Raw genomic sequence first — 11,543 nt, 5'->3', positions numbered from 1 at the left:
GGACCGCGTCCGCTATCCTCGTCGCGATCAAGGCGAAGGAGTCCTGACGTGCACGGACCCACCGTGAAGCTGGATCGCGGCAGCCCCGTCCCGCTCTACTTCCAGGTGGCCCGCCAGCTTGAGGAGGCCATCCGGACGGGCGAGCTGCCGCCCGGCACGCGGCTGGAGAACGAGCTGGAACTGGCGGCCCGGTACCGGCTGTCGCGGCCGACCGTCCGGCAGGCGATCCAGCATCTGGTGGACAAGGGCCTGCTCGTGCGCAGGCGCGGGGTCGGCACCCAGGTCGTCCAGCCGCGGGTGCGGCGGCCGATCGAGCTGTCCAGCCTGTACGACGACCTCGCCGCCGCCGGGGCCGAGCCGGGCACGAAGGTGCTGGCGCTCGGCCCGGTCGCCGCGTCCGAGGAGGTGGCCGGGCAGCTCGGCGTCCCGGCGGGCACCGAGGTCCTGCGGCTGCACCGGCTGCGGCTCGCCGGGGGCGAGCCGCTCGCGCTGATGACCAACCACCTCCCGGCGGGCCTCGTCGAGGTCACCGCCGAGCGGCTCGCCGAGCACGGCCTGTACGAGACGCTCCGGGACGCGGGCGTGAACCTGCGGATCGCGCACCAGACGATCGGCGCGCGCGCCGCGACCACGGCCGAGGCGCGGCTGCTGGACGAGCGGCGCGGCACGCCGCTGCTCACCATGACCCGCACCGCCTTCGACGACACGGGCGCCGCCGTCGAGTTCGGCACCCACGTCTACCGCGCGGACCGCTACACGTTCTCGCACACGCTCGTCGGCAAGTAGGGCACCGCCGCGCCGGGCCGTGAACTCACGGACCCGGCGCGACAGCGTCACCTCACGTCATCTCACCTGATGGTGGCGACGTCGCTCGCCGTGCCCCCCTCCCGCGCCTCGAAGGCGAGGGTCACCACGCCGCTCGTGCCCGGAACCGTCACGGTCTGGACGCCCGCGCGGGTGATCTCGACCTTCTTCGTGCCGAGCACCTTGCCGTCCCACACCTGGAGGTGCGCCGTGCCGGGCCCGGTGGCCCGCAGCCTGACGCCGACCGAACCGCTGGAGGGCTTCGGCCTCCCGGTGATCCGCGCCGTGTCCGAGCGGGGCGCTTCGGGGCCGGCCGCGAGCGGGACCCCCGTCCGCACCGACTGGAGGATGGACTCCGGCGAGTTCACCGAGGACGCCGCGTCCGTCGGCATGACCGGCTCCGGCGGAGTGGTCGGCATCCCGGCGGGCGGGGTGTGCCCGGGCAGGGACACAAGGCCCCAGCGGTACGGGTCGCCCTGCACGCCGCCCCAGGTGGACCAGCCGATACGGGTCTGGCCGGTCTTGTCCTGGGTGTCGGAGTCGTACACGAAGATGTTCAGGCCCATCCGCGCCGGGTCCACGGCGGTCGGCAGCGCCTTGAAGGGGATCTTCGTCTCGATCACGTACCCGTCGTAGGGGTCGGCGACCGTCGAGGCCACCTGCATCCCGGGCGCGGTCTCGGGCCCCCCCTGGTGCGCGTCGGCGTCGCGCTCGAAGCACGGCTTGCCGTCGGACATCCGGGGGAAGATGCCGGTCTTGAACGTGGTGGAGGTGTTCTCGGAGTCGCCGCGCGGGTCGATCGCGATCTCGACCGAGTCGCTCCGCCAGTGCCGCTTGCAGTCGTCCGCGCCGAGCACGGTCCCCTGCTTGTCGTCGCGGACCTTGACGAGCAGGTACAGCGCGTCGTCGGTCCAGGTGACCTTGCCGGTGGCCGAGCAGTCGTCCGCCGAGGCGCACGCCTCGCCCTCCCAGACACGGGAGAGGTTCAGCTCGGAACCGGGGTACTCGCCGGCCGTCTCCTTGCCGTCCACGGCCGGGGTACCGGTCGCCTTCGGCAGGACGGTGGTCGGGACGAGCTCCAGGCCGCCCTTCTGCACGTCGGCGGCGCCCGAGGACGGCGTCGTCGTGATCGTCACGTCGTAGTCGCCGCCGGTGCCGCCCTCGTTGGAGGTGGGCAGCGAGGCGTCGGTGTTGGTGACGGTGAAGGTCGCCGAGCCCTTCGCGCCGGCCGCGAGCGTGTAGGGCTTGGACGGCGCGTCGGCCGAAAAGCCCTTCGGCAGGTCGAGCTTGACCGTGCCCGACTGCGCGGACGCGGTCGTGTTCGCGAGGTCCACGCGGACCTTGCGGGACTTGCCGGACGCCAGCGACAGCACCGGCTTGACCTGCCCGGTGAGGGACTGGACGCCGGTTTTGGCCGCCCATTCGTCGAAGTCGGAGACGCGCGGCAGCGGCTCCATCGTCCCGGTGACCGCGGGCTGCACTTCGACCTGCGTCGTGGCCTGGCCCGTGGCCTTCCCGGCGGTGAGTGTCGCGGCGAGCTGGACGCGCCCGGCGGCGGCCCCGGCCGGGGGCGTCACCGTGAACGTCGCGGTCCGCTCCTTCGAGCCGACCGTGCCGAGGTCACCCGATCCTGCAACGTTCCAACCGGACGGAACGGACAGAGCAGCCTTCGCCCCGCGCAGCGAGCGCGGCGCGCTGGCGTGCGCGGTCACCTTGAACCCGGCGCCCGGCGTCACGCCGAGCGACTGCGTGGTCAGCGAGAAGCCGGTGCCGAGCGGCAGCCCGCCCTTGCCCGGCTGCACCGCGCCCTCCAGCATCGCCGTCGGGCTCGTGTTGTTCAGCGTGAACGGGACCCGGCTGTGGATCTGCGTGAAGAAGTCGCAGCCGATCTTGGACGGGTCGGACGGCACGTCCGGGAACCCGCCCCAGCCCTGGCTCACGTAGGTGCGCTGCGCCTCGCGCTCGACCTGCGCCCACGTCTTGCCGCCGTTGCGGGCGGACGCGCGGCCGCCCCACACGCCGCGCACGAGCGTGCCCGCGCGGGACGGCTTCAGGTCGGTGGCGCACGCCTCGCCCGTGGGCCCGGACGCGCCGCCGGTCTGGAAGATCCGTCCCGGTGCCCAGGTGCTCAGCCCCTCCTCGCGGAGCTGCGCGGGGTAGGCCTTCGGGTCTGCCGCGGCGAAGTACGCCTCGGTCGCGAGCCGCGCCGCCATCTGGTGGTTGCCGTGCTGGCCCGGCAGCGGCGCCGGGACCATGGTGACGATCACCTTGGGCCGCGTCTCGCGGACAAGCCGGACGACCTTCTCCAGCGACTTGTCATGGTCCCAGGTCTTCGCGGTGAGCGGCGTGCTCACCGTGTAGTAGAAGTCGACCTTGTCGAGGTAGTGGATGTCGGTGACGCCCGCCTTGCCGACGGCGCGCCGCTCCTCGTTCTCCCGGAGCAGGCCGAGCGCCGGCCCCTCCTCGTTCCCGGCGGCGTTGCCGCCGCCCTCGCCGCGCGTGACGGTGAGGACGCCGGTCCTGGCCTTGTCGAACTCGTTCCACTGGCCGAGCGTGGACAGCGTCCCGGCCTCGTCGTCGGGGTGGGCCCCGACGAACAGGACGTCCAGCCTCCCGTCACCGGACGGGGCGCCGCCCTTGGCGGACGGCGCGCCGGCCGGTCCGGGCGCCGCCTGCGCGGGCGGGGACGCCAACGCGAGGGCGGACGCCGCGAGCGCGGCGGACAGGACGGCGGGTAGGGCGAGTCTTCGCAAGTGAACTCTCCTTTACTTTCCCTACTCCTTGATGGCCCCCGAGAGCATTCCTGCGATGAACTGGCGTTGCAGGAAGACATAAACGATCACGATGGGCGCGGCGATGATCAGCGCGCCCGCCATGAGCAGCGAGTAGTCGGTCTTGTGCGTGCCCTGGAAGAACGACAGACCGAGCGGCGCGGTGCGCAGCGCCTCGTCCGAGTTGATGATCACCAGCGGCAGCAGGAACTCGTTCCAGGTCCACATGGTGGTGAGCAGGAGCATCGTGAGGATGGCGGGGCGGCCGATCGGCACCAGCACCCGCCACAGCGTCGTCCAGCTCGACGCGCCGTCGATGCGCGCGGCCTCCAGCAGGGACGGCGGGATGCTGCGGAAGTAGGCGCGCATCCAGAACGTGCCGAACGCGACCGACATCGCGACCTGCGGCAGGATCAGCCCGGCGTAGGTGTTGTCGAGCCCCATCGACCGCAGGTCGAAGTAGAGCGGCACGACGATCGCCTCGGTCGGGATCGTCAGCCCGGCGAGGAACACCAGGAACAGCACCGAGGCGCCGCGGAACCGCATCGCGCCGAGCGCGTACCCGGCCATGATCGACAGGACCGCCGCGATCACGACCGTGCACGCGGTGACGATGACGCTGTTGCGCAGGTAGGTCGCGAAGTGCCCGTCGCGCCAGGCCGTCCCGAACGAGGAGACGTCGAAGTCGCCCGGCAGCTTCAGCGCCTGCGTCACCACGCCGATCATCGGGAACACCGCGATCACCGCGAAGACGGCGAGGAGCGCGTGGTTGACGAACCTTTCCCCGCGCGGGTTCATGCGTCCTTCCCTTCCACCAGGCGGCCGATCCCGGCGGTGACGGCGAACGCCAGCACCGCCAGCGTCACGCCGATGGCGCATCCGAGCCCGACCTCGCCGGTGTTGAACGTGCGGTTGTAGACCTCGTAGGCGGGCACCTTCGTGGCGTTGCCCGGCCCGCCCTCGGTGGCCATGTAGATCAGGTCGAAGTTGCGGATCGCCATGATCGTGGTCAGCGTCAGCGCGACCGCCAGCTCGCGGCGCAGCGCGGGCAGCGTGACCGTGAAGAACTCCCGGATCGCGCCGGCGCCGTCGATCCGCGCCGCCTCGTACAGCTCCCGCGGGATCTTCTGGACCCCGGCGAGGAACAGCACCAGCGCCAGCCCGATCCCGACCCACGTCCCGACGAGGCCGACGGCGGGCAGCGCGAACGTGAAGTCGCCGAGCCAGCCGTGCCGCCAGTCGGGCAGGCCCGCGCTGTGCAGCCAGCCGAGGACGGTGTTGACCGGGCCGTCCGCGGAGTAGACCCACCGCCACGCCACCGCGACCGCGACCATCGCGATCACCTGCGGCAGGAACAGCACGGTCCGGAAGAACACCAGGCCGCGGATCTTCGTCCTGGACATCGCGCCGACCAGCACGAACGCGATGCAGCACGGGAACACCGAGTAGAACACGATGAGGACCAGCAGGTGCCCGAACGCGCCCCGCAGCGCGGGGTCGGTCCAGGTGCTGGCGTAGTTGGAGAAGCCCGCCCACTCCGCCGTCCCGAGGCCGTCCCAGTGGTACAGGGAGAACTGCGCGCCGCGGATCAGCGGCCACAGCAGGAACCCCCCGTACACCAGCAGGGCGGGCAGGACGTACAGCCACCCGATCGCCCGGGGCTCCCCGGGAGGCCGGCCCCCGTTCCGGCCCCCCGGGCGCCCGGCCGCGCGCGTGTCCGCCGGTTCGCTCCGGTTCTTCCCGGTCTTGTGCCGCGCGACGGTCGTCATGTGCGGGCTCCCTCTATCTCCGTGTCCGCCCGGTCACTTCTTCTTCTGGAAGGCGGTGTAGTCGTTCTGCGCCGCCTTCATCACGGCCTCCGCCGACTTCTTGCCGGCGACGAGCTCCTGGAGCGGGCCGCCGAACGCGTCGGTGAAGGTGGGCGTCGCGTAGTCGATGTAGGGCGTGGTGCCGTCGTTCTTGCTGAGCTCGCCCCAGGCCGTCAGCACCTCCTTCATCAGCGGCGCCGAGGGCTGCTTGGACGGGGCGGGCAGCACCGGCAGGCTGCCGGTCTCCACCGCGACGTCCATCGCCTCCGGCGAGGTGATGAAGTTGATGTAGGCGGCGGCCACGTCCGCGTGCTTGGTCTTCGCGGTGATCGACCACGGCAGGCTCTCGCCGCCCATCGTCGCCACCGGCGCGCCGGCCTGGGAGGCGGGCGGCAGCGTGAAGCCGACCTTCTCCTTCATCCGGTCGTTGAGGTCGGGCGCCCACCAGGTGCCGCCGAACATGAACACGCCGTCGCCCTTGGCGAAGTTCACGGGCGTGTCGTCCCACTTGATGGAGTTGGCGTTCGGGGTGAGGTAGCCCTTCTTCGCCCAGTCCGACAGCTTCTGCGCCGCCTGCACGTTCGGGCCGTCCGTCCAGGAGCCGGCGCTGCCGAACACGAGCTTGCGGACGGACTCCTTGTCGGTCAGGCCGTCCTGGAGGAGGCCGTAGAGCTGCATGGCGGGCAGCTTCTCGACGTTGCCGAACGCGATCGGGATCTCGCCCTTGCCCTTCGCGGTCGCGAGCGCCTGGTCGAACTCCGCCCACGTCTTCGGCGGCTGGATGCCGAGCTTGGCGAGCTTCTCCTTGTTGTAGTAGAGCCCGACGATCTCACCGTTCAGCGAGACGCCGTACAGCTTGCCCGACCCGATCAGCTTGCCGTCGTCGGTGACGCTGTTCAGGTCCATCAGGCCCTTGGGGAAGCGCTTCTTCCACCCGTACACCTGGTCGTAGGAGTCGAGCGGCAGCAGCATGCCGGCCTTGACGAACTGCGCCATGGCCGCGTAGCCCTGGTTGGCCTCCACGACGTCGGGCGGGTTGCCGCCCGACAGCGCGAGCCGCAGGGTCTTCTGGAGGTCGCTGAACGAGCGCGCCACCCGGTTGATCTTGACGTTGGGGTACTTGGCCTCGAACCGCTTGTTGAGCGTCTCGATCTGCTCCTTCAGCCCGCCCTGGACCTCCTGGTCCCAGACGGTGAGCGTCACGTTGCCCGCCCCCGCGACGTCGGTGCTGACCGCCGCTGGCGCCTTGCTCTCGGGCTTGTCACTGGACCCGCCCGGAGCGCACGCGGCGGCGAGGGCGGTCACGAGGGCGGCGGCGGCCGCGACCGCTCCCCGCCTCATCAGTGCCGGCATAGCGGCTCCCTTCTCTTGCTGATCCTGCGCGGTGTACTCGTCCGCGTCAGGACGACTGTTGGAGGTCGGCCCGGAGGGTGGGCTCGGCCCGGACGACGGTCTCCGACGCCGAGTCGGGGATGTAGTCCACGACGAAGGCGTACGGTTCGAGCTCGGCCTCGGGGATCTCCCCGGACTCGCCGAACGCGGCGATCTCGCCCCAGCAGGGCGCGCCGAGCGAGCCGCTGCGGTGCCGGACCGACAGGCCCGCGCACAGGTTCGCGAACCGCAGCCGCTCGGCGAGCGGCAGCCCGGCGAGGGTGCCGAACAGGAACCCGGCGGCGAACACGTCCCCGGCGCCGGTCGCGTCGAGCGCCTCGACCGGCAGCGCGGTCGTCTCGGCGACCTCGCCGGTGGTGGAGTCGATCGCGATCGCGCCGTCCCCGCCGCGCTTGACCACCACGACCGGGACCCGCGCGGACAGCGCGCGCGCCGCCTCCTCCGGCGAGCCGGTGCGGGTGTAGGCCATGGCCTCCACGGCGTTCGGCAGGAACACGTCCACGTGCTCCAGCCGGTCGAGCACCTCGCTCGACCAGGTCTCGGTCGCGTCCCAGCCGAGGTCGGCGAACACGGTGGTGCCGGACCTGCGCATCTCCTTCGCCCAGCCCGGCACCGGGCGCTCGATGTCGACGAAGCAGGCCCGCGCGGGGGGCGGTGGGGAGCCGAGCACCGCCTCCTCCGCGTCCGCGCCGTCCTCCCCCGTGCCGGACGCGATGTCCGGCATGGGCTTGGCGTAGGTGACCATGCTGCGGTCGGAGTCGTAGGCGAGCGACACCGTCACCGGGGTCGGCCAGGCCGTCACCCTGCGGGAGTGGCCGAGGTCGACGCCCTCCTGCTCGGCGAGCGTCCGCCACAGGTAGGCGCCGAACAGGTCGTCGCCGAACGGCGCCGCCAGGCCGACGCGGAGCCCGAGGCGGCTCATCGCGACCGCGATGTTGGCGATCCCGCCGGGCGCGGAGCCGAGGCCGTCGGTGAACAGCTCGGTCCCGGGCGGCGGCAGGCCGGGCAGTCCGGTGAAGATCATGTCCATGAAGACCTGGCCGGACAGGAACACGTCCAGCCCGGGTCGCTCGCCCGGCTCGGTGTCGCGGTGGAGCAGCTCGCCCGCCAGGCCGCGCTCGGCGCAGGGGTCGGCGAGCGATGGCTCGGGCGGGCGCCCGGGCGCCGCGGCCTCGCCCCGTCCCGCGTCCGCGGCCGGATCCACCCCGTCAAGGGTCTCTGCTGTCATGACGCCTCCTCACGAGGTCCGTCGGTGCTGATGATGGTGCGGGCTGGGGTGGGGATGGCTGAAGTGGTAGGGGCAGGGGGGTCGGGGGTCGTGGTCGGGGTCGTCCCGGTCACAGGATGGCGGTGAGCAGTGACACGGCCGAGTCCTGGCGGGAGATGTCGGCGCGGTCGAAGGGACCGGCCCAGTTCAACCCGTACTGGTCGCCGCTGCGCCCGCGCTCGTACAGGGACGCCGCCTGCGCGCGCAGGTAGCCCCGGTACGGGTGGCCGGGCAGGACGGCGTCCAGCTCGGCGAGGTTGCGGTCGAAGATCCCCTTGAACGACGCCTGGTCGGCGTTGCAGGTTCCGGCGGGCTCGCACGGCTCGGTCAGGACGCCCCGGGGCGACAGCTCCGGGCTCCTGATCACCGCGTCGGCGATGCGCCGGGCGGAGGCCAGGTACCGCCGGTCGTGGGTGGCCTTGTACAGCTCGGCGAGGCCGCCGAGCACGACGCCCTGGTTGTAGGTCCAGGTCGTGCCGTGGTTGCTGGCGCAGCCGCCGTCCTGCGTGGTGAGGCCGTCGTTGACCAGGTTCGCGCTGTTGATCATGCCGCTGCGCTCGAACCAGCGCCACGCCTCCTGGGCGCGCGCCAGGTACACGCGGTCGCCCCGGACGCGGTTGTGCAGGGACGCCAGCAGTTTGAAGTACAGCTCCAGGCTGATCGCGTTCTTGTACGACTTACCGGGAATGTCCCACCAGACGCCGCCGCCGCACGTGTCGTCCCAGTACTTGCGGATGTAGCGCTCGTCGGTCTCGGCGATGCCGAGGTAGCCCCGGTCGCGGGTGAGGTCGTACATCCGGACCATCGCGAGGGCCCACCAGCCGGTGTCGTCGGTGGAGTCGGCGCGGAACTCGCCGCCGCCCTCGGGCCACCACGGCAGCGGCTTGCGCTGCTGCTCGATCGTGTGGCGCACCTGCGGCATGTACCGGGTGGAGCGGGTCTTGGCCATGTAGTCGAGCAGGGCCTGGAGGGCGTTGCCCGACTGCCACCACGGCGACTCGGGCTGCCAGCGGCCGGACTCGCGGTCGTAGAACCGCATCATCGCGTCCACCGCCGCCGTGGCCCTGGCACGGTCCCGCGCGGGCCGAGACCCGTGCCCGTGCTCCGCCGCCTGCCCGTGCTGGGCCGCCTGCGCGGACGGGACGACCGCGAGCAGCGCCGCCGCCACCACGGCCGCGAGGGCGGCCGCGAGCGCGCGGCCCCCGCGTGGTCCTCGGGTCATCGGTCGCACTCCTGTCGGGGGGTCACGGCCGCCGGCCGGGGGTGAAGACCGCCGCCACCTCGGGGATGCGGTCGATGTAGCCGTCGAGCAGCTTCCGGCCGAGCGTGGCCGAGTCGACGAGGGGGTGCAGCGCGAACGCCTTGACGGCGTCGGTCCGCGAGCCGGTGAGCGCCGCGCTGATCGTCAGCCGCTCGACGGCCTTCATCTGCTGCATGAGCCCGGTCTGGTGCAGGTCGGGCTGCTCCAGGACGAGCGGGTGGATCCCGTTGGCGTCCACGGTGACCGGCACCTCGACGACGGCGTCCCCGGGGAGCGCGGCGACCGTGGAGCCGTTGCGCACGTTCAGGATCATCCGGGCGGGCTCGTTGCGGCTGATCGCGGCCATCACGCTGAGCGCGACCCCGGCGTACCCCTCGTCCACCGGGTCCACCCCGGCGTGGTCCGCCAGGGCCTCGCCGGTCTCGGCGCCCTTCATCTCGGCCATGTAGCTGGCGCTGCGGGAGGCGACGGTCTCGCGCCACAGCTCCAGCGCCGCGCCGCCGGACGCCGCCGCGATCCGCTCGTAGAACGCGGCCTGCTGGGTGGCGAGGAACTCGCCGCGCGTCTGCGGCGCGTCCAGGGTGGCGCGCACCGCCTCCCGGTTGAAGTAGTAGTAGTACAGGTATTCGTTGGGGATCACGCCGAGGTCGCGCAGCCACTCGCGGCCGAACACGACGCCCTCCTCCAGCGAGCCGAGCAGTTCGTCGTCGGCGAGCATGCGGGGCAGGACGTCGACGCCGTCGTGCAGGATGCGGCGCATCCAGCCGAGGTGGTTGAGGCCCACGTAGTCGAGCTGGAGGCGGGCGGGGTCCAGGCCGAGCGCGGCGGCGACGCGGGTGCCGAGCCCGGACGGGGTGTCGCACACGCCGAGGACCCGGTCGCCCAGCACCGACCGCATCGCCTCGGTGATCATCCCGGCGGGGTTGGTGAAGTTGATGACGTAGGCGTCCGGCGCGAGCGCCTTCACCCGGTGGGCGATGTCGACCATGACGGGGATCGTGCGCAGCCCGTAGGCGAGGCCGCCGGGGCCGGTGGTCTCCTGCCCGAGCACGTTCAGGTCGAGCGCCACCCGCTCGTCGCACACCCGTCCGGCGAGGCCGCCGACGCGCACGGCGGCGAAGACGAAGTCGGCACCCTCCAGCGCCTTGTCGAGCCCCGTGCTGGTGTAGACGGCGGGCGCGCCCTCGACGCCCTCGGCGAACGTGGCGAGGACCGCCGCCATCGCCTCCAGCCGGCCGGGATCGGAGTCCTGGAGCCATACCTCCTCGATGCGCGGGGAGCCGTGGTCGTTCAGCAGCGCCTGGTACACGTAGGGCACCCGGAAACCGCCGCCGCCGAGAATGGCCAGCTTCATGCGATGACAACCTTCCCGCCCGCCTGCCGGCAGAGCTCAAGAGTCTTCGGGTCGGCACCGGCGGTGGTGACCAGCGTGTCGATCTGCGCGAGGGAGCACACGCGCAGCGACCCGGTGCCGGGGAACTTGGCCTCGGACGCGACGAGCGCCACCTGGTCGGCGGCCTCGATCATGGACCGTTTGATCTGCGTCTCGATCTCCATGTCGTCCACGACGTGGCCGTTCGGGCGCACGCCGGTACAGCTGAGGAACACGAGGTCGGAGCTGACCTGGCGGAGCGCCGCCTCGGTCAGCGACCCCACGAGCGAGAGGTAGTTGCGCCGGACGACGCCGCCGAGCAGGCACACCCGGACGGCCTCGTCGTCGCGCAGCTCGTCCAGCACCGCGAGGTTGGCGGTGATCACCGTGACCGGGCGGCCGCGCAGGTGCCGCGCGATCAGCCGGGTACTGGTGCCGATGTCGAGCACGACGACCATGTCGTCCTCGACGAGGGCGGCCGCCCGCTTCGCCACCGCCTCCTTCTCGGCGCTGTCACGTTCCGCCGACGCCGCGAAGGAGATCTCGGGCGCCGCCGCCTGCGGGGAGAGCGCCGCTCCCCCGTAGGTGCGCACGAGCTCGCCGTTGCGGTCCAGCACGTCGAGATCACGACGGATCGTCGACTCGCTCACCTGGAGCGTCTCCGCCAGCTCCTTGACGGAGGCGGCCCCCTTCGTGCGCAGGGACGACACGATCTGCGCACGACGCTTGCTCGATGTCACGCAGGCGAACGTAACACTTCTGCACGACTTCGGTCATCTGTCACTGTGAATTTGCTTGAGGTCGGTCAACAAGGGGTCTGACGTGCGCGAACTCGGTCAGGGGCGCGGTCGAGTCAGAGTTGCGTGTC

At 71.9% G+C, this 11,543-nt stretch carries 9 protein-coding genes; 1 reads left to right on the top strand and 8 read right to left on the bottom strand.

Annotated features, from left to right (window positions below; all coding sequences use genetic code 11):
* Positions 1–48 precede the first annotated feature (48 nt).
* Positions 49–786 (top strand): GntR family transcriptional regulator, encoded by a 738-nt coding sequence (locus K2F47_RS24260; protein ID WP_242907363.1) that lies wholly within the window; start codon positions 49–51, stop codon positions 784–786.
* A gap of 62 nt (positions 787–848) precedes the next feature.
* Here the strand turns inward: K2F47_RS24260 and K2F47_RS24255 are convergent, their stop codons facing one another.
* The 8 genes from K2F47_RS24255 to K2F47_RS24220 form a co-directional block, all read right to left on the bottom strand.
* Complete coding sequence (locus K2F47_RS24255) at positions 849–3,557, bottom strand: sugar-binding protein (protein ID WP_242907361.1); 2,709 nt, start codon at positions 3,555–3,557, stop codon at positions 849–851.
* 21 nt (positions 3,558–3,578) lie between these two features.
* Complete coding sequence (locus K2F47_RS24250) at positions 3,579–4,373, bottom strand: carbohydrate ABC transporter permease (protein ID WP_242907359.1); 795 nt, start codon at positions 4,371–4,373, stop codon at positions 3,579–3,581.
* Positions 4,370–5,344 carry a carbohydrate ABC transporter permease gene (locus K2F47_RS24245; RefSeq protein ID WP_242907357.1) on the bottom strand — a complete coding sequence of 325 codons (975 nt, stop codon included), beginning with the start codon at positions 5,342–5,344 and terminating at the stop codon, positions 4,370–4,372. The genes K2F47_RS24250 and K2F47_RS24245 overlap by 4 nt, the downstream gene beginning before the upstream one ends.
* A gap of 33 nt (positions 5,345–5,377) precedes the next feature.
* Entirely contained in the window at positions 5,378–6,736 is a 1,359-nt protein-coding gene (locus K2F47_RS24240; protein ID WP_242907355.1) for an extracellular solute-binding protein, read from the bottom strand.
* A gap of 46 nt (positions 6,737–6,782) precedes the next feature.
* Entirely contained in the window at positions 6,783–8,003 is a 1,221-nt protein-coding gene (locus K2F47_RS24235) for a carbohydrate kinase family protein (RefSeq protein WP_242907353.1), read from the bottom strand.
* Between the two features lie 109 nt (positions 8,004–8,112).
* Positions 8,113–9,264, bottom strand: coding sequence for a glycoside hydrolase family 76 protein (locus K2F47_RS24230; protein WP_242907351.1), 1,152 nt, complete (start codon positions 9,262–9,264; stop codon positions 8,113–8,115).
* A gap of 22 nt (positions 9,265–9,286) precedes the next feature.
* Positions 9,287–10,657 (bottom strand): 6-phospho-beta-glucosidase, encoded by a 1,371-nt coding sequence (locus K2F47_RS24225; RefSeq protein ID WP_242907349.1) that lies wholly within the window; start codon positions 10,655–10,657, stop codon positions 9,287–9,289.
* Positions 10,654–11,415, bottom strand: coding sequence for a DeoR/GlpR family DNA-binding transcription regulator (locus K2F47_RS24220; RefSeq protein WP_242907347.1), 762 nt, complete (start codon positions 11,413–11,415; stop codon positions 10,654–10,656). Before K2F47_RS24220 ends, K2F47_RS24225 begins: the two co-directional genes overlap by 4 nt.
* Positions 11,416–11,543: the final 128 nt, after the last annotated feature.

This window comes from Actinomadura terrae (genome assembly GCF_022751215.1).
In the GTDB taxonomy this organism is placed as follows: Bacteria; Actinomycetota; Actinomycetes; order Streptosporangiales; family Streptosporangiaceae; genus Spirillospora; species Spirillospora terrae.
Note: the sequence above shows the minus strand (reverse complement) of the source record. Positions and strands in the feature narration are given on the sequence as shown.